At 67.0% G+C, this 18,194-nt stretch carries 19 protein-coding genes; 5 read left to right on the forward strand and 14 right to left on the reverse strand.

Going from position 1 to position 18,194, the window contains the following annotated elements:
* Positions 1-108: 108 nt before the first annotated feature.
* The 3 genes from ABIA73_RS18915 to ABIA73_RS18925 form a co-directional block, all read right to left on the reverse strand.
* Positions 109-1,023, reverse strand: a complete 915-nt coding sequence (locus tag ABIA73_RS18915; RefSeq protein WP_425603212.1) for a YiiG family protein — start codon at positions 1,021-1,023, stop codon at positions 109-111.
* Positions 1,024-1,213: 190 nt separating this feature from the next.
* Positions 1,214-2,206 carry a YiiG family protein gene (locus tag ABIA73_RS18920; protein ID WP_025874185.1) on the reverse strand — a complete coding sequence of 331 codons (993 nt, stop codon included), beginning with the start codon at positions 2,204-2,206 and terminating at the stop codon, positions 1,214-1,216.
* Between the two features lie 92 nt (positions 2,207-2,298).
* Positions 2,299-3,117, reverse strand: coding sequence for an SDR family oxidoreductase (locus ABIA73_RS18925; protein ID WP_059065008.1), 819 nt, complete (start codon positions 3,115-3,117; stop codon positions 2,299-2,301).
* 107 nt (positions 3,118-3,224) lie between these two features.
* On the opposite strand from ABIA73_RS18925, the gene ABIA73_RS18930 reads away from it, so the two are divergent.
* Positions 3,225-3,908, forward strand: a complete 684-nt coding sequence (locus ABIA73_RS18930) for a hypothetical protein (protein ID WP_025874183.1) — start codon at positions 3,225-3,227, stop codon at positions 3,906-3,908.
* A 47-nt stretch (positions 3,909-3,955) separates the two neighbouring features.
* Here the strand turns inward: ABIA73_RS18930 and ABIA73_RS18935 are convergent, their stop codons facing one another.
* Positions 3,956-4,444, reverse strand: coding sequence for a DUF2867 domain-containing protein (locus tag ABIA73_RS18935; RefSeq protein WP_025874182.1), 489 nt, complete (start codon positions 4,442-4,444; stop codon positions 3,956-3,958).
* Positions 4,441-5,103, reverse strand: coding sequence for a serine/threonine-protein kinase (locus ABIA73_RS18940; protein ID WP_105164598.1), 663 nt, complete (start codon positions 5,101-5,103; stop codon positions 4,441-4,443). The genes ABIA73_RS18935 and ABIA73_RS18940 overlap by 4 nt, the downstream gene beginning before the upstream one ends.
* An 85-nt stretch (positions 5,104-5,188) precedes the next feature.
* Here ABIA73_RS18940 and ABIA73_RS18945 point away from each other — a divergent pair, with 85 nt between their 5' ends.
* The gene (locus tag ABIA73_RS18945) at positions 5,189-7,186 is read left to right on the forward strand and encodes a bifunctional DedA family/phosphatase PAP2 family protein (RefSeq protein WP_105164599.1); all 1,998 of its coding nucleotides are present in this window, start codon (positions 5,189-5,191) and stop codon (positions 7,184-7,186) included.
* Between the two features lie 144 nt (positions 7,187-7,330).
* Here ABIA73_RS18945 and ABIA73_RS18950 read toward each other — a convergent pair whose 3' ends face one another.
* The 3 genes from ABIA73_RS18950 to ABIA73_RS18960 all read right to left on the reverse strand — a co-directional run bounded on the left by ABIA73_RS18950 (position 7,331) and on the right by ABIA73_RS18960 (position 10,161).
* Positions 7,331-7,909: an LON peptidase substrate-binding domain-containing protein gene (locus tag ABIA73_RS18950; RefSeq protein WP_032976742.1), complete on the reverse strand. Its 579-nt coding sequence runs from the start codon at positions 7,907-7,909 to the stop codon at positions 7,331-7,333.
* Positions 7,906-9,270 (reverse strand): UDP-N-acetylmuramate:L-alanyl-gamma-D-glutamyl-meso-diaminopimelate ligase, encoded by a 1,365-nt coding sequence (gene mpl, locus ABIA73_RS18955; protein WP_105164600.1) that lies wholly within the window; start codon positions 9,268-9,270, stop codon positions 7,906-7,908. The genes ABIA73_RS18950 and mpl overlap by 4 nt, the downstream gene beginning before the upstream one ends.
* Positions 9,271-9,597: 327 nt before the next feature.
* A complete protein-coding gene (locus ABIA73_RS18960; RefSeq protein ID WP_025874177.1) occupies positions 9,598-10,161 on the reverse strand; it encodes an adenylate kinase in 564 nt (187 codons plus the stop codon).
* A gap of 136 nt (positions 10,162-10,297) precedes the next feature.
* On the opposite strand from ABIA73_RS18960, the gene ABIA73_RS18965 reads away from it, so the two are divergent.
* Together ABIA73_RS18965 and ABIA73_RS18970 are read left to right on the forward strand one after the other, a co-directional pair.
* On the forward strand, positions 10,298-11,554 hold the full coding sequence (locus tag ABIA73_RS18965) for a 6-phosphofructokinase (protein ID WP_025874176.1): 1,257 nt from the start codon (positions 10,298-10,300) through the stop codon (positions 11,552-11,554).
* Between the two features lie 31 nt (positions 11,555-11,585).
* Positions 11,586-11,975, forward strand: a complete 390-nt coding sequence (locus ABIA73_RS18970; protein WP_218787946.1) for a DUF488 domain-containing protein — start codon at positions 11,586-11,588, stop codon at positions 11,973-11,975.
* A 271-nt stretch (positions 11,976-12,246) separates the two neighbouring features.
* Here ABIA73_RS18970 and ABIA73_RS18975 read toward each other — a convergent pair whose 3' ends face one another.
* Positions 12,247-12,750, reverse strand: a complete 504-nt coding sequence (locus ABIA73_RS18975) for a hypothetical protein (RefSeq protein WP_025874174.1) — start codon at positions 12,748-12,750, stop codon at positions 12,247-12,249.
* Positions 12,751-13,056: 306 nt separating this feature from the next.
* Here ABIA73_RS18975 and ABIA73_RS18980 point away from each other — a divergent pair, with 306 nt between their 5' ends.
* Entirely contained in the window at positions 13,057-15,084 is a 2,028-nt protein-coding gene (locus ABIA73_RS18980) for a sodium-translocating pyrophosphatase (RefSeq protein WP_025874173.1), read from the forward strand.
* Between the two features lie 81 nt (positions 15,085-15,165).
* Here ABIA73_RS18980 and ABIA73_RS18985 read toward each other — a convergent pair whose 3' ends face one another.
* From ABIA73_RS18985 to ABIA73_RS19005, 5 genes are read right to left on the reverse strand one after another with little or no spacing between them, the layout of a single operon-like run.
* Entirely contained in the window at positions 15,166-15,885 is a 720-nt protein-coding gene (locus ABIA73_RS18985; RefSeq protein WP_354276157.1) for an energy transducer TonB, read from the reverse strand.
* Complete coding sequence (gene exbD, locus ABIA73_RS18990) at positions 15,882-16,307, reverse strand: TonB system transport protein ExbD (protein ID WP_032976747.1); 426 nt, start codon at positions 16,305-16,307, stop codon at positions 15,882-15,884. The genes ABIA73_RS18985 and exbD overlap by 4 nt, the downstream gene beginning before the upstream one ends.
* A gap of 8 nt (positions 16,308-16,315) precedes the next feature.
* The gene (exbB, locus tag ABIA73_RS18995) at positions 16,316-17,044 is read right to left on the reverse strand and encodes a tonB-system energizer ExbB (protein ID WP_032976748.1); all 729 of its coding nucleotides are present in this window, start codon (positions 17,042-17,044) and stop codon (positions 16,316-16,318) included.
* Complete coding sequence (locus ABIA73_RS19000) at positions 17,031-17,498, reverse strand: YbaN family protein (RefSeq protein ID WP_025874169.1); 468 nt, start codon at positions 17,496-17,498, stop codon at positions 17,031-17,033. Before ABIA73_RS19000 ends, exbB begins: the two co-directional genes overlap by 14 nt.
* Positions 17,499-17,529: 31 nt before the next feature.
* Entirely contained in the window at positions 17,530-18,117 is a 588-nt protein-coding gene (locus ABIA73_RS19005; RefSeq protein ID WP_263929489.1) for a biliverdin-producing heme oxygenase, read from the reverse strand.
* Between the last annotated feature and the right edge of the window lie 77 nt (positions 18,118-18,194).

Here is an 18,194-nt window from a genome sequence, read left to right on the forward strand (position 1 = left end):
GTAGATCCACGCCATGCGTGGATGAAGCCCCACCAAAGGCACACAGCAGATCCGCGCGATGGACGAATGCGGCATCCCGCATCCATCCATCGCAGTCGACCCACTGGCTCAATTCATGCGATTGCTGGTGGTCACCAGATCGTTGTAGGCGGCCATCACTGCCGCCTCCGAGCCCGCAGGCGCCGATCCGACACGGCCACTGGATGCCCGTTCTTCCTCGCGCTCACGTTCGGTGAATGCCTTACCTGACGCAAGGCGGTCGACGCGGCGGCCGGCATCCCGGATCAGTACGTCCGTCGACCGCTGTACATGCGCCCACAGCGGGTTGTCCTTGCCCACGCCTGCATCCTGCATTTCCTTGACCAGCGCTTGGTAATCGGCCAGCTGTGTGCGCGCCACCTGCAGGTCCGGCGCCTCTCCCTGCAGCGACAGCGCCAAGCGCTTGCCGTCACCGATCATGCGCAGGTGGTAGTACGCCAGTGAACGACCTTCGTCCGCTTCGATCTGCTTGAGCTGCGCGGCACGGCGCTCCTCCTCGTTCTTCTCCAGCGCCGCATCCAGGGCCTCGCTGGCCTTGAAGAAGTCAGCGTAGGCCTGCATCAGCGGCGCATGCTGCGCGCGCATGCCTTCGCCGTTGTCGCGCCGATAGTCCTCACGGGTGAAATAGCCATCAGCGCGTTCGATCAGCGCATACAACGACTGGAAGGCCGTCTGGTACTGCCGCACCGGCTCATCCAGCGGCGTGGCCGGCGTCCGGGCCAATGCATCGGTCAGCGGTTGGCCGCAGTACTCGACACGATGCGACAGCACCTTGCCCGGCGAGCGCGGCTGCGCTTCCTTGCCCGTCGGCCCCGCTTCGGGATCCTTGATCCAGGCGGTATAGGTCTGGAAGCCCTCTTGGATGGGCTGTTCGACGCCGTTGTAGCACTCGATGTAGGCGTTGATCTTCTGCAGGCCCGGATCGGCCACCGCCAGTCCTGTCGATCCGTTGCAACCAGAGAGGGCGGCGGCAGCGCCGAGCATAAGCAGAGAAAGTACACGCGCGGAAGAATTCAAACCGGTTCCTTGCAGATATGAGACGGCGCACATTCTCGCGCGCGGTGGAACAGCCCGCATACGCGGACGCCGATGCCAATGAGACGACGGGACACCCCATCCTTCACGTCGCAATCAGCCAGGTCGAATGCGACAAAAGTGGGGGCAGTGCGCCGGATTACTGGCGATTGCTCTGGAACACCAGTGCGTTGTAGATGTGCAGCAGTCGCCCGGTCGAGCCGCTCGGCGCCATCGACGGCGACGCCAGCATCCTCTGCTCGAAATCGGTGTACGGAACCTTGCCGCTGACCCGCTGCAGCCGCTCCTTGCCTTCGCGGCGGAAGTTCTCGGCCTCGCGTTCGAAGCTGTTCCAGTCCAGCTTGCCCGGCTCCTGATCGGCCACCTTGGCATGCGCTTCGTCGGAAATGCGGTTGAAGGCGTCCAGTCGCTCCCGTGCCCGGGCCACGTCGAAGTCGTCCTCGCCCATCATCTCCATGATCGCTTTCGCTTCCAGCATCATCGCCAGTCGGTAGTACTCGCGGGTGCGTCCTTCGGCCTGCTCCAGTGCCTTGAGCTGTTCGCGCTGGGCAGCGTCGTTCTGGCGCTCCAGTTCGGCGTTGAACGTTTCACTGGCAACGACGAAATCCTTGAAGGCGGCCATCAATGGCGCGTGCAGCTGCTTGCCCTTGGCAAACCCGTCGTCTTCGTAGTCCTGGCGATCGTAGTAGTCGTGCGCGTCCTTGCTGATCGGCACCAGGGCCTTCAGCGCCTGCTGATAGCGACCCGCAGCGGCATCGAGATCGGCAAGCGCCGGCTTGGCAGCCATCGCCTCGGTCACGGGGGCGTCGCATTGCTTCATGTCGTAATCGCCGATCTCGAACGGTCCGTACACGTTCGTCTCGCGCCCGCTCGGGCCGGCGTCCACGTCCTTGATCCAGCGCGTGTAGGTCTGGATGCTGCCGTGCGTCTTCGAATCAAGCGCGTTGAAGCAGCCGATGTAGGCGTTGAGCTTTGCGGTCAACTGCTGTTGGGCGTCAGCCGGCGCCGTGCTGGCCTCCGGCTTGCCGGCGGAACCCGCGTCGCCGTCAGTTGCGGGCGCCTTGCCACCACAGGCAGCCAGAAGAAGCGACAGCGAAGCGGCGAGCGCCGCGATGGAAAGAGTACGTGACATGGGCTCACATCCCTGTTGAAAACGATTACAGCCGCGCATTCTAGCGCAGCGGGCCGAAGGCGGCAGCCATCGGCCTTTCCCTACCGGCAGGCTCAATCCAGGAACAGATCCGGCAGCAACGGACGCGACGCATCCACCGCATACCCGGAAAGATCGGTCACGCCAGCTTCGGCCAGCACCTCGTCATCGATCAGGAAACGGCCGTGGAAACCGGCCGCCTCGCGCACCAGCACCGCGTGTGCAGCGTCGGCCATGATCTGCGGCGTGCGGCAGCCACCGACGTCCACGCCGGGAATCATGTTGATCGCATCGGTCGCAATGACCGTGCGCGGCCACAGCGCATTGACCGCCACGCCCTGCGGGCCGAACTCGGCGGCCAGGCCGAGGGTGACAAAGCTCATGCCCATCTTCGCCAGCGTGTAGCCGGTATGCGCGCCCCACCACTTGGGCTCGAGGCTCGGCGGCGGCGCGAGGGTCAGGATATGCGGGTTCGGCGCCTGCAGCAGGTACGGCAGGCAGGCCTGCGCGCACAGGAAGCTGCCGCGCGAATTGACCTGCTGCATCAGGTCGAAGCGCTTCATCGGCGTGTCCAGGGTGCCGCGCAACCAGATGGCGCTGGCGTTGTTGACCAGGATGTCGATGCCACCGAACGTGTCCACGGCGGCAGCAACCGCCGCCTGCACCTGGTCTTCTTCGCGGATGTCGCACTTCAGCGCAAGGCCCTGGCCACCGGCTGCAGTGACGGCCTCGGCGGCACTGTGGATGGTACCCGGCAGCTTCGGATTGGGCACCGACGACTTGGCGGCAATGGCGACGTTGGCGCCGTCACGCGCGGCGCGCAACGCGATCGCCAGGCCGATGCCACGCGAGGCACCGGTGATGAAAAGGGTTTTGCCCTGCAGACTGCCCACGTTCCACACTCCAGCGTATGCAATGAGCCGCTAGTATGCCGCGCCTACGCGGAGTTCACCGCACGTTGACGATACTGGCGCCCCGGTCACTGCACGAGGTCCATGCCATGCGCTGTTCCCGCCTGTTGTTGCCTGCCCTGGGCCTGGCCCTGCTCACCGCCTGCCAGGGCCGCTCGCCCGAACCCGGCAGCGCGCCGGCCAAGGATGACGCCGCCAGCGTCGACAAGGCCACCGGTGATGGCAAGCTGCGCTGGAGCGAGGCCGTTGTCTGGGATGGTGACCTCAACGCCTGCCGCCAGGGCGACAGCGCGGCCACCCGCGATTGCCTGCGCGATGCGATGCGGTCCGGTGGGGCCAGTGCCGATGCGGTCACTGCGGCCGAGCAGCTGTCCACCGGTGGCGAACTGGCCTACGTGACCGCCTGGCATGAACACGACGGCCTGGGCGTGGCCACCGTCGAGTATCCGTTCCGCGCCAATACCAATGAAGGCACGCGCCTGGTCGATGCCGCAGGCAAGCGTATCGACGTGGATGCGGTGCAGCTGGACGACACGCTGCGCGCCGATCCCGGCGTGCAGGAGGTGCTCAAGGCGCATCCGCAGGCCACGCCGTTCGCGCCGGCGCAGGCCGCGGGTACCGCGGCGCTGGATGGGGGCGGCATCCGCCTGCTGTACCGCACGCCGCTGCGCGACTGCCATGCGTGCCCGGACGTGGGCCAGCTGCAGATCGGCTATGACTTCGATGGCAAGCGCAACTTCATCGGCCAGCAGGTGGTGCCGGTGACGCCGTAGGGGTTTGCCGCGCCATGCGGCAACGCGCATCCACGCATGGCGCGGATCTACTGATATCCGCGCACCTGCTTGCTCAGCAGGTGCGGCGCGATCCATCGATGCACCGGTGCCACCGGCAGCATGTACAGGCGGCCGAACGCGTTGTGGGTGTGCACCACCGTCGCCACTTCCAACATATCGCCGTGCCATTGCAGCGCCAGCTGCACGCGCAGATGGCGGTCGTTGTCTTCCAGCACGATGGCATCCTCGTCCAGCGCCTGCAGGGTGAAGATGCCGAGGCGTTGCCCGGGCTGCGGGTCGGCGGTCTGCTGCACTCCGCGCAGCGAGCCCAGATCCTTCATGCCCAGCAGCCGCATGACCCTGTTGCGCAGCGCCATCAGTCCATCGAACCAGCCGGGCACCGTCGCTGCCATATCGCGGTAGGCCCGCAGCGCCGAACGGCCGTTGCGCGGCGCCGCCTCTTGGCAGGCATGGACGAAATCGGCACCCGGCAGTTGCGAACGCAGCACGCTGCCTTCGCTCAGCTGGGCGCTCACGGCTTGGGGCCCTGCCCTTCGTTGTCTTCCCAATGCAGGATGCGGCGGGTGACGAAGCGGTAGACCGGCTTGCCGGTAGCGAACCAGAGATCGCGCACCCACGACGTGCGCTTGAGCACGCGCTTCTCCACCGGCGTCAGCGACTCCCGGCAGTACATGCGCTTGTGCTTGAGCAGGTGGCGCAGGTCCTCGCGCGCCAACAGGCGCATCCAGCGCGAGCGCGGGTCACCGATCACTGCCAGCTGGAAGTCGATCAGGGCCGGTCGACCGTCCTCGGTCACCAGCCAGTTGGCTTCCTTGGCCAGGTCGTTGTGGGCCACACCGCGCCGATGCAGCTGCTGCAGCAGGCGGCGTGCGGCGCGGAACCAGGCAACTTCACCACGCGGCGGGCGCTGGTACATCGCGTCGCCGGCCATGAAGCTGCGGTCGAGGTGGCGGCCATCCCAGTCCAGCAGTTGCGGCACGTCGGCCATGCCATGGATGTGGCGCAATGCACGCGCTTCGCGTCGCGCCAACCACCACGCAGGCAACCGCAACCACAGCGGCGTGGCCCCCAGATCGCGGCGCACGAAGGGGCCTTCAGGCCCCTGCACGAGGAGGATCCGGCCGAAACTGTCGGCCTTCAGTGCATGCGTTGGCGCGTCATTGGATACAGGCATGGCGACATTCTAGGCGATGGCGCCGGTTGCAAACGGTCACCAAGCGGCTGGGAACCAGTCACCTTCACGCCCCTATAATCGGGCAATGGACTCTTCATGGATCGACGCCACCCTCGCGTGGATTGCCGCTCATCCCGTGTTGGCGGGTGCGGTCATCTTTCTGATCGCCTTCTGCGATGCGGTCATCATTCTTGGCGCCATCGTGCCGGCGCTGCCGTTGCTGTTCGCCGTTGGCGTGTTCATCGGCCTGGGCCAGATCTCCGGGCCGTATGCGGTTGCCGCCGCGGCGCTGGGTGCGTTCGCCGGTGATGGCATCAGCTACTGGATAGGCCGGCGCTGGGGCGACCGCCTGCGTGGCGTCTGGCCGTTCAGCCGCTACCCGCAGCTGCTTGACCGGGGCGAGAACCTGTTCCGCCGCAATGCGTTCAAGAGCATCCTGATCGCCCGCTATGTCGGTGCCATCCGGCCGTTCGTGCCCGCCATTGCCGGCATGTTGAAAATGCCCGCCAGCCGTTACGTGCAGGCCAGTGGCATCGCCAGTATTTCCTGGGCTGTGCTGTTCCTGGCACCGGGCTGGATTCTTGGCGAAGCCTATGATGCCGTCGCTGCTGTTGCCGGCCGGCTGGTGGTGGTGGTGGGCTTGTTGGCAGTGATCCTCAGCCTGGTCTGGGCCATCGTGCTGTACGGCTATCGCTGGTCGGCCGCGCGCATGGACAGCTGGCTGGCGCGGCTGCTCGACTGGTCCAACCGGCACCCGACGCTGGGCCGCTACACGGTGGGCGTGCTCGACCCGAAGCGCCGCGAATCGGTGCCGCTGGCGATGCTGGCACTGATGCTGCTGTTGCTGGGCTGGGGCTGGTTCGCGCTGTTGACGGTAGTGGTCGCCCATGGCGAGCCGTTGGCGGTGGACCTGCTGGTGCACCAGGCGATGCTGGCCCTGCGCAATCCGCTGGCCGACTACCCGATGGCCGCGTTGGCCTCGCTTGGCGCATGGCAGGTGCTGCTGCCGGCAACCGCTGCCGCGCTGGGCTATCTGGTCTGGCGCCGGCGCTGGATGGCGGCCGCCCATTGGCTGGCCGCATTGGCCTTCGGCCTGGCCCTGACCAAACTGCTCGGCGCCACCGTCGATGTGGTGCGCCCGATCGATGCCAGCAGCGGCTTCGGCTTCCCGTCGGTGTCGGTGACCATGGCCACCATCACCTTCGGCTTCTTCGCGGTGCTGATCGCCCGCGAAATGCCCGGCCGCACCCGCGTCTGGCCCTACCTGGTGTCGGGCATCGTGGTCAGCCTGATCGGCTTTGCGCGCCTGTACCTGGGTGCGCACTGGCTGAGCGATGTCATCGGCGGCATGCTGTTCGGCACCTTCTGGCTGCTGGTGCTGGGCATCGCCTACCGCCGCCGCTTCAACCGCTCGTTCTGGGTAAAGCCGGTGGCATGGCTGTTCTACGGCGTCTTCGTGGTGGCGGCGATGTGGTACGCGCCGCGCAACATCGCCATCAAGCTGGAACGCTTCGAGCCGACCCTGCCCGCGCCGCTGGCGATGGACGCGCAGGCCTGGTGGCAGCACGACTGGGCGAAGCTGCCGGCGCGTCGCAACGAATTCGACGATGACCAGCGCTGGCCACTGGACGTGCAGGTGGCCGGTGCGTTGGCGCCGCTGCAGGCGCAGCTGGAAGCGCGCGGCTGGCAGGTGCAGGCCCAGGCCGGCTGGCAGGAAGCGCTGCTGATGCTGGACAAGAACACCGGCGCCAATGAACTGCCGGTACTGCCGGCGACACTGGATACGCGCGTTGAAGCGCTGCTGATGGTGCGCCAGGGCGCGCAGGCCGACGAGCGTTACGTACTGCGCTTGTGGCAGGCGCCGGCGCAGCTGCAGCCGGGCGACACCCCGTTGTGGCTGGGCAGCGCACAGACCCTGCGCTACGAGCGCCACTTCCAGTGGATCGGCATGTGGCACCCGGTGCGGGGCATCGACCCGGCGTTGAATGCGGTCAAGGAAGCGGTGCAGTCGTTGCCGCAGCGCGAGGATGTGCAGCCGGAGACCGGGCTGCCGGTACTGCGGTTGAAGACCGCCACGCCGTAACGAAGCCGCCGGGCATGGCCCGGCGCTACCGTCCCGCTCTGGTAGTTGCCAACCTTGGTTGGCGCTTTCGGGAAAGGCTGCCAACCAAGGTTGGCATCTACCGACGACGCCGGGCCATGCCCGGCGAGCACCGCGGCCGGGCTTTTACGGCATCCAGCCCAGCAGCTGCTGCAGGCGCTGGTGCGGGTCGTCCAGCTGCAGCAGTTGCAGGCGCTGCTGTTCGCTCAGCGGCAGCAGCTCGGCCAATCGCCAGCTGACCCAGCTGGCCTGGTCCATCAAGGCCGGCGAGGCCGGTGCGAACGCCGTGCCCGCCTGCTCGATGATGTGGTCCAGTACCGTCGCCAGCAGCGCATGCTGCGGACGCAGTTCGTCATCGGGATCCTCATCGCACCAGCGCACATCGGCAACCACCAGCCCGTTGTCGCGCACGCGCGTGCGCTCGACGTGGAAACGACGGGTGCCGCGCAATCGCAGCTGCAGCACGCCATCGGCGCCGACATCGAAATCCTCGATCTTCACCTGCACGCCGAAGGCGGCCGGCGTTGCCGGCGCTCCCACTTCGTTTCCTTCCAGGATCAGGCAGACACCGAAACCTTCGCCGCTGCGGCCGGTTTCGCGCACCAGATCCAGGTAGCGTGGCTCGAAGACACGCAGGCCGATGGCCGCGCCCGGCAGCAGCGTCGTATGCAGCGGGAACAGCGGCAGCGAACCCTCACTGCTCATCGTGCCTGCAGCCCTGCAAGGAAGCGGCGCGGCGCGCCGTCGAAGCCGCCGTTGGACATGAACACCACATGGTCGCCGCTGCGCACGTCGGCCTGCAGCTGCGCCAACAGCGCATCGGTGTCGGCCACGGCATGCGCCTGTCCGCGCACCGCCGCGATCACCGCTGCCGCATCCCAGGCCAGCTCCGGGCGGTGCAGGAACACCACCTCATCGGCGAGTGCCAAGGACGGTGCCAGTGCTTGTGCGTGAGCGCCCAACCGCATCGAATTGCTGCGCGGCTCCATCGCCACCACGATGCGGGCATCACCGACCTTGGCACGCAGGCCTTCGAGCGTGGTCGCAATAGCGGTCGGGTGATGGGCGAAGTCGTCGTAGACGGTGATGCCATCGTGGTTGCCGATCACTTCCATGCGCCGCTTGACGCTGCGGAAGCGCGCCAACGCCGGGATCACCTCGGCCGGCGCGACACCGACTGCGTGCGCAGCGGCCAGTGCAGCCAGGCCATTGAGCACATTGTGCCGGCCCAGCAGCGACCAGTGCACATCACCCAGCGCCTGCCCGCGATGATGGACGCGGAACGCGCTGCCATCGGCGGCCAACAGCTCGGCATGCCATTCCAGCGTGGGGTCGAAGCCGAAGCGTTCGACCGGGGTCCAGCAGCCCATCGCCAGCACTTCGGCCAGGTGCGCGTCTTCGCCATTGACGATCAGGCGGCCGCGCGCCGGCACGGTACGCACCAGGTGGTGGAACTGGCGCTGGATCGCCGCCACGTCGGGGAAGATGTCGGCGTGGTCGTATTCAAGGTTGTTGAGGATCGCCACCAGCGGCCGGTAGTGCACGAACTTGCTGCGCTTGTCGAAGAACGCGGTGTCGTACTCGTCGGCTTCGACAACGAACTCGCGGCCCTGGCCCAAGCGGGCGGACACGCCGAAGTCCTCGGCTACGCCGCCGATCAGGAAGCCGGGGGAGCGACCAGCATTCTCCAGCAGCCAGGTCAGGATGGTGGTGGTGGTGGTCTTGCCATGGGTACCGGCCACGGCCAGGGTGTCACGGCCCGGCAGGACCTGCTCGGACAGCCACTGGGCGCCGGAAATGTAGCGCTGGCCGGCGTCCAGGACGGCTTCGACGGCAGGATTGCCGCGCGACAGCGCGTTGCCGATCACCACCTGCCCGGTGCCCTCCGGCACGCTGTCGGCGCGGTAGCCCTGGTCCAGGGTGATGCCCAGCTGCTCGAGCTGGGTCGACATCGGCGGATAGATGGCCTGGTCGCTGCCACTGACCGTATGGCCCAGTTCCCGCGCCAGGGCGGCCACGCCACCCATGAAGGTGCCGGCGATTGCAAGGATATGTACGCTGCTCATGACCGGGGATTGTGACCGATCACGGCTGTATAGGGCCATTGTCAGCACCGGGGTAAGAGAACCCCTACAGCTGCTGTGAGAAAACTCCAGCCACATGTCAGGGAATTCCTGATAGCGATGTTCTGTGAACCCGGACACAATTCAGGATGCCAGCCGCAGTACCCGAACCGGTCCTACTCCCCAAGAGGCCATCCCCAAGGGAGCTCATGCTGTGGGGGCCCTGAGCAAGCCCTTTGCTGGCACCTATGAAACGAAACAGGCCTGATCCTCGCGGATCAGGCCTGTTTTTTTGCGCCTGCGGTGGCCGGCATCAACCGGCCACGAGGGTCAGCGCTTGATCGCCGCCAGGATGCGGGCTTCGATCTCGTCCAGTTCGCCGACGCCATCGACGCGGGCCAGGGTGCCCCGGCCGGCGTAGAAGTCCACCACCGGAGCAGTCTGCTCGGTGTAGACCTGCAGGCGCTTGCGCACCGATTCCGGATTGTCGTCAGCGCGGCCCTGCTCCTGCGCACGGCCGGCGATGCGCTCGACCAGCAGTTCGGTGGCCACGTCCAGCTGCACCACGGCATCCAGCGGCTGGCCGATCTCGGCCAGCATGCCGTCCAGCGCGTTGGCCTGGGCCACATTGCGCGGATAGCCGTCAAGGATGAAGCCCTTGGCGACATCGGCCTGGGCCAGGCGCGACTTCAGCATGCCCAGCAGGATCTCATCGGACACCAGGTTGCCGGCATCCATCACCGACTTGGCCTGCTTGCCCAGCTCCGAGCCGGCGGCAATTTCAGCGCGCAGCATGTCGCCGGTGGAAATGTGGGCGATCTCGAGCTTTTCCTTCAGGCGCGTCGCCTGTGTCCCCTTGCCCGAACCGGGCGGTCCCAACAGAACCAATCGCATTGACCTGACTCCAACGTGTTGAAAATAAAGAAGGTTCGCGCCCCGGACGGTCCGGTATCGCTGCACCGCAATAGCGCCACTTTAGCGCATCCGGGTAATGTCCCTGCAATGTCCCCTCCCCCGAACAGGTAGAAGCATGCGCAATGGCACCCTCCTTTACGCCCAGTCCGGCGGCGTCACCGCCGTCATCAACGCCACTGCCGCGGCGGTGATCGAACAGGCCCGCGCCAAGGGAATCAAGGTCCTGGCTGCGCGCAACGGCATCCTAGGCGCCCTGCGCGAGGAGCTGATCGACACCAGCAAGGAGAGTGCTGCGGCCATCCGCGCCCTGGCCCACACCCCCGGCGGCGCGTTCGGCTCGTGCCGGGTCAAGCTGAAATCGCTGGAGGCCGACCGTGCCCGTTACGACCGCCTGCTGGAGGTCCTGCGCGCCCATGACGTGCGCTGGTTCCTCTACAACGGCGGCAACGACTCGGCCGACACCGCACTGAAGGTGTCGCAGCTGGCAAAAAGCTCCGGCTACGACCTGACCTGCATCGGCGTGCCCAAGACCATCGACAACGATCTGGCGGTGACCGACACCTGCCCCGGCTTCGGCTCGGCGGCCAAGTACACGGCCGTGTCCGTGCGCGAAGCGGCGTTGGACGTGGCCGCGATGGCCGAGACCTCCACCCGCGTCTTCATCTACGAGGCGATGGGCCGCCACGCCGGCTGGCTGGCCGCGGCCGCCGGCCTGGCCGGCACCGGCGAGGACGACGCCCCGCACATCATCCTGCTGCCCGAGCGCGCCTATGACGAGGCCGCGTTCCTGGCCAAGGTCAAGGCCGTGGTCGCGCGCGTGGGCTACTGCGTGGTGGTGGCGTCGGAAGGCATCGCCACCGCCGATGGCCGCTTCGTCGCCGACGCCGGCGGCGGCAAGGACTCCTTCGGCCATTCGCAGCTGGGCGGCGTGGCCGCGCATCTGGCCGGGCGGGTCAAGGACCAGTTGGGGCTGAAGGTGCACTGGGCCCTGCCCGACTACCTGCAGCGCTCAGCCCGCCACCTGGCCAGCAAAACCGACTGGGAACAGGCCCAGGCGGTCGGCAAGGCCGCGGTGCAGCTGGCGCTGAAGGGCCAGAACGGGGTGATGCCGGTGATCGTGCGCAGCAGCGATGCGCCGTATCGCTGGAAGATCGAAGCCGCACCGCTGTCGAAGATCGCCAACCACGAGAAGAAGATGCCGGCCAGCTTCATCCGTCGCGATGGATTCGGCATCACGGCCAAGGCGCGCGCCTACCTGCAGCCGTTGATCAAGGGCGAAGCACCGTTGCCTTACGGTAGCGATGGCCTGCCCAAGTACGTGACGCTGAAGAACGTGGCGGTGAAGCAGAAGCTGCCTGCGTTCGAAGGCTGACCCCCTCCGTCCCCTTTTTGCGAGGAATGCCATGGCGTTGCGTGTTGTTCGACTTGGCTCTCCGCGTGCGGCCGGTGAAGGCCTGCGCATCGGCACCGTGCGGCGCCCGCCGCGTGGTGTGCCGCGCAGCGAATTTGCCCGGCAGGACTGGTACGACGTGTGGTTCCCGACGCTGTCCCCCAGCGCGGAGCTGGTGAAGCAGGCGCATGAGGCGAAGAGCGCCGCCGACTGGACGGCGTTCTTCCGTCACTACAACGCCGAAATGAAGGCGCCCGATGCAGCGCATGCGCTGGACCTGCTCGCAGCGCTGTCGCAGCACAGCGATATCGCGGTGGGCTGCTATTGCGAGGACGAGGCGCATTGCCACCGGTCGGCACTGCGCGATCTGCTGATGGCGCGTGGAGCGAGGCTTGCGGATTGATCGCGGGGTTGCCGGCCAGCGGCCGGCACTACCCAGGTCTCACACCCAGTAGATCCACGCCATGCGTGGATGCCTGGCCTCAATTGCAGGCCTTGCCCAGGCCTCCCTCCCAGTAGATCCACGCCATGCGTGGATGCCTGGCATCAATTGCAGGCTTTGCCCAGGCCTCCCTCCCAGTAGATCCACGCCATGCGTGGATGCCTGGCCTCAATTGCAGGCCTTGCCCAGGCCTCCCTCCCAGTAGATCCACGCCATGCGTGGATGCTCGGCCTCAATTGCAGGCTTTGCCTTCCATCTGCAGCTGCGCGGCGAACATCGTCACCTGCGGGATCTTGCCGGCAGCGGCCTGCTTCTTGGCTTCCTCCAGATAGATGCGCGACTGTCCCTGCCCATCCAGCGCCTGGGCGTTGTTCACCGGCAGACGCCACACGCGCACCACCGCCTGCTGCGCCGGGCAGGCGGCATTCGGAACACGGATCACATCATTGAGTTTCCAGCCCTTGTCAGCGCTCGGCTGCGCCTTGCTGTAGTCGACAAAGCGGGCACGCGGCTGGCACTGCTCGCTGGTGCGCACCGCCGAGAAACGATAGGGCTCCGCCGCCTGGCCAGTGAACGCGCCTTCCAGGCGGGCACAGGCTTCGGGAATCTGCCGCAGCGTGTGCACCGCGCCGACCGCTTGTGGTGCACCCACCGCGCGCTGCAGTTCCGGTGCTTCCGCCGCGAAGGCAGGCAGGGCCGGGGCCAGAACGGCAAGCATCAACAGGGACAGGCGCATGGGGATTCTCCGACGGGACTGCGCGCAGGCTTGCAGAGGTTGGCTTAACGGGGTGCAAAGGTGGCGATGGGGACGACGGCTATCGCGTCGGTGCAGCAACCGCTGCGCTCGCCGGGCGCGGCCCGGCGCTACCATCCGGGCGCGGGTGCACGCATACTGCGGACACCAGGGAATGCTGAACACCGCCATACGTCGGACGACCACCAAGGTCGGTACGGGTTGGTTCCAGGCTGCAGCCCGTCGTCCCCCTCGTGGTGCCGTTCATCGCCACTGGATGCTTGTCCATCCATTCTGCGGAGGGGTCTAATGCTGGAACGTCACGGGCTGTCATTGGCGCTGGGCTGCGCCATTCTCGCGATCCTGTACGGAATCGTCTCGGCGCGCTGGATCCTGCGCCAACCCACCGGCAATGAACGCATGGTCGCCATCGCCACGGCCATCCAGGAAGGCGCGCGCGCCTACCTCAACCGCCAGTACCTGACCATCGGCATCGCCGGCGTGGTGCTGTTCGTGCTGGTCGGCATCTTCCTGAGCTGGTACACCGCGATCGGCTTCGCGGTCGGTGCGGTGCTGTCCGGTGCGGCGGGCTACATCGGCATGAACGTGTCGGTGCGCGCCAACGTACGCACCGCAGAGGCAGCGCGCCACGGCATCAGCGCGGCAATGGACGTGGCCTTCCGCGGCGGTGCGATCACCGGCATGCTGGTGGTCGGCCTGGGCCTGCTCGGCGTGGCCGGCTACTACGCACTGCTGCTGCGGCTGGGCCTGCCGATGGAACAGGCACTGCATGCACTGGTCGGCCTGGCCTTCGGCTCATCGCTGATCTCGATCTTCGCGCGCCTGGGCGGCGGCATCTTCACCAAGGGGGCCGATGTCGGCGCCGATCTGGTCGGCAAGGTCGAAGCAGGCATTCCCGAAGACGACCCGCGCAACCCGGCGGTGATCGCCGACAACGTCGGCGACAACGTGGGCGACTGCGCCGGCATGGCCGCCGACCTGTTTGAAACCTATGCGGTCACCGTGATCGCCACCATGCTGCTGGGCAGCCTGATGCTGGCCGAGGCCGGCGCCAATGCGGTGCTGTATCCGCTGGTGCTGGGCGGTGTTTCGATCATCGCTTCGATCATCGGCGCGCTGTTTGTGAAGGTGAAGCCCGGTGGCTCGATCATGGGCGCGCTGTACAAGGGCGTGATTGTCTCTGGTGTGCTGGCAGCGATCGCGTTCTATCCGATCACCACAGGACTGATGGCGGACAACGTGTACGGGCCGATGGCGCTGTATGGCTGTGCGCTGATAGGGCTGGTATTGACCGGCCTGATCGTGTGGATCACCGAGTACTACACCGGTACCCAGTACAAGCCGGTGCAGCATGTGGCGCAGGCCTCGACCACCGGCCATGGCACCAACATCATCGCCGGCCTCGGCATCTCGATGAAGTCCACCGCCCTGCCGGTGATCGCCGTCTGCGCGGCGATCTGGGGCGCGCACGCGCTGGCCGGTTTGTACGGCATCGCCATCGCCGCCACCGCCATGCTGTCGATGGCGGGCATGATCGTCGCACTCGATGCCTACGGGCCGATCACCGACAACGCTGGTGGCATCGCCGAGATGGCAGAGCTGCCTTCGGAGATCCGCGACATCACCGATCCGCTGGATGCGGTGGGCAACACCACCAAGGCGGTCACCAAGGGCTATGCCATCGGTTCGGCAGCACTGGCCGCGCTGGTCTTGTTCGCCGACTACACCCACAACCTGCAGGCGGCCAATCCCGGCCAGGAGTTCCGCTTCGACCTCAGCGACCACACGGTGATCATCGGCCTGCTGATCGGTGGCCTGATTCCGTACCTGTTCGGTGCGATGGCGATGGAAGCCGTCGGTCGCGCGGCCGGCGCGGTCGTGGAGGAAGTGCGGCGGCAGTTCCGCGAGATTCCCGGCATCATGCAGGGCACCGCCAAGCCGCAGTACGACAAGGCGGTGGACATGCTGACCCGCTCGGCGATCCGCGAAATGATCGTACCGTCGCTGCTGCCGGTGGCCGTGCCGGTGGTGGTCGGCCTGCTGCTGGGACCACGCGCGCTGGGCGGGCTGCTGATCGGCACGATCGTCACCGGGCTGTTCGTGGCCATTTCGATGACCACCGGCGGCGGTGCCTGGGACAACGCCAAGAAGTACATCGAGGATGGCCACTTCGGCGGCAAGGGCAGCGAAGCGCACAAGGCAGCGGTGACCGGCGACACGGTCGGTGACCCGTACAAGGACACCGCCGGCCCGGCGATCAACCCGCTGATCAAGATCATCAACATCGTGGCGCTGCTGCTGGTGCCGTTGCTGTAGATCCGATGGCGGCTCCGATGGGGTCGCCTCCGATGGGGTCAGAGCCCTTTCCTGCGGGAAGGGATCCGACCCCGCCGACGATCACCGCCCGCGCAGGAAGAACGCGACGGGTACCATCACCTCCACCGGGTCGCCGGCCACATCGGCCGGCGGCGCCGGCACCGGGCTGGCGCGCTGCACCGTGTCCAGCGTCTCCTGGTCGAGCAGTGCGAAGCCGCTGCTGCGCTCGATGCGCGGCGCCGATACGCGGCCGTCGCGGGCAACGGCAAAGCGCACATAGGCCACGCCCTGCTGGCGCAACCGTTCGGACTGGCGTGGATAGCGCCGATGCTGTTGCAGGTGTCCCAGCAGCATCCCCTGCCAGGTGGCGTTGGCACTGCTGCGTTCGCCGGCCGTGGTACGCGGTGCGGCGTAGCTCGCTGCGGCCTGGGCAGGAACGTCCGGCGGCGCCAGCGTGCGATCGATGTTGCTGTCCGCCGCTTCCTCTGCCGGTTCCGCAGGTGGCTCGGCCGGGGCCGCCAGTTCGCCTTGGGGCAGCACCGGCGCCTTGATCTGTTCTTGTTGCCTGGGCACGGTCACGCGCCGCTGCTGCTCCTGCTGCAGCGGTCCGGCCGGCAGCGCGCGCGGCGGTACCGGTGGGGCCTGTGCGGCGGGAGCCAGTTCCAGCATCAAGGCGGCAGGAGGTGCCGCTGCCACGACCGGCGGCGTACGCGATGCCCACCACCACGCCGTAGCGATCAGCACCGCATGGGCCAGCAGCACGATCGCCAGGCTGGTTGCCCAGCGCTGCAGCCCGCTCATCGTGCGCCCTGCTCCAACCCGACCAGGGCGACCTTCAGGTAACCGGCACTGCGCAACGCATCCAGCGTCGCCATCAGGTCTCCATAGGAGACGCGCTGATCGGCACGCAGATAGAGGCGCTGCGACGTATCGCCGTGCGTTGCCGAGCGCAGCGCAGAGGCGAGGCCATCGCGTGCCACCGGCGCCTCGCCCACCCGCAGCGACAGATCGGCCTGCACGGTCACATACACCGGCGCATTTTCTGCCGGCGCCGCCTGCGCACTACTGGCAGGAAGCTGCACCGGCACCGACACCGTGGCCAGCGGCGCGGCCACCATGAAGATGATCAGCAGCACCAGCATCACGTCGATGAAGGGCGTGACATTGATCTCGTGAGCTTCTTCCGGGGTGTCATCGCGTGTGGATGCGGTCCTGATCGCCATGGCGTGCCTCAGTTCACTGCACGCAGCGTGCCTGTCGGCGCCCGGCGTGCAGCCCGATCCAGATCACGCGACACCAGCTGCTGCACAGCCGCGGAAAGATCGCCCAGCAGGCCGCGCAGGCCTGCCAGCACCCGAGTGAAGTGGTTGTAGACCAGTACCGCCGGGATCGCCGCGACCAGACCGAGCGCTGTAGCCAGCAGCGCCTCGGCAATACCTGGCGCCACCACGGCAAGGTTGGTGGTATTGCTGTGGGCGATGCCGATGAAGCTGTTCATGATGCCCCACACGGTGCCGAACAGGCCTACGAACGGCGCCACCGCGCCAATGCTGGCAAGCACGCCGATGCCACGACGCTGGTTGCGTGCGGTCTCCAGTTCCAGGCGCTCCAGTCGTGATGCCACCCGCTCCTTGATCCCCTCGCGGTGATCAAGTTCCTGCGACAGATGCAGTTCGGTGCGCGCGGCATCCAGCATGGCTGCGGCGATGTTCTGCTGCAATGCGGGCTCGCCGCCTGCGACCGGCAGGCTGGGTGCCGACAGCAGCACGCTTCGCGCCAGGCGCAGCGCGCGTGCCTGCCGGGCCAGTTCCCAGCCCTTGGCCAGCAGCACGGTCCAGGTGGCCAGCGAGGCCACGGCCAAGGCGATCATCACGCCCTTCACCACCACATCGGCGGCCAGGTACATGCCCCAGGGGGTCAGTGCGGGGGCGGCCATGGGAGCCAGATCAGCAGGCAGCATCGTCGGAGGTTCCATTGGAATCGGTAGAAGCAGTGCGACGGCGGGCAGCGCGCGGATCGGTGGCGTCGTCCACGCCCACCAGCGGCGCTGGATCGAAACGGGGCGCCGGTCGACTCAGGACATAACCGGCACTGACCGCAAAGAACAGTCCCACGCCCAGCAGCAGACGCCAGGACGGGTGTGCGCCCCAGCAGAACATCGCGAATCCCACCGCCATGCCGGCGCTGGCAAACGCCTTGCCTTTGCGCGATACCGCGCCCTGCTCACGCCACAGGCGCAGCGACGGACCGTAGCGCGGATGGGAAAGCAGCCGCTGTTCGAACCTGGGCGAACTGCGTGCGAAGCAGGCCACCGCCAGGATCAGGAAAATGGTGGTCGGCATGACCGGCAGCAGTGCGCCGATCACCCCCAGCGCGACCATCAACCAGCCGAGCGCGAACCAGAGCCAGCGCATCAATCGCGCGCCGGCGGGCGGTGCAGGTACATCAGGAGAACTCCACTTCGACATGGCCGTGCACGCTGCGGAACGCGGCATCGGCGGCATCGATCACTTCCTGTTCCTGTACCGGCGACAGCACCACTGCATCGAGAGCAGCAGTGAATTCGCGCCAATGCCGCGCGGCCCCATCGGGGTGTGCCGCCAGGTGACGAGCACCAAAGCTCCGATCCAGGCCGAGTGCAGCGGCCATCTTGTAGAGCACGGTGCCGCCCAGGTTGGAACCTTCGGCAACATACAACCAGCCCAACGCGGTCGGCAGCGGCAGGTCGTCGCGGAGGGCCGCGATGTCCTCGCCCGGCAGCGCCTGCTCCAGGTCCTGCAGGTCGCAGCGCACCTGCTGCAGGCGGCGACGCTCCGCCAGGTCCGGCAGCAATGCGTCCAGCGCAGGGCTGGCGTACAACGCGTCGATGCTGCGGTGGAAGCGGTACTGCACGCGCAGGAAGCGAGCGAAATTGCGGCGGTCGGCGAAGATGTCGCCGGCCATGATGCGCTTGTCGAGGGCGCCATGGCTGTCACGGGTGGCGGCCTTCAGCCGCACGCTGCGGCTGTCTTCGAGGGATGTCTGAACGGTCATCGGGAGTGCCAGGGAAAGCGTCCCCCTGTAGACGATCCTGGCGAGGGTTCCCCCAACCCTGCTTGCGTCGATAATGC

The organism is Stenotrophomonas sp. 2694 (assembly GCF_040548715.1).
In the GTDB taxonomy this organism is placed as follows: Bacteria; Pseudomonadota; Gammaproteobacteria; order Xanthomonadales; family Xanthomonadaceae; genus Stenotrophomonas; species Stenotrophomonas indicatrix.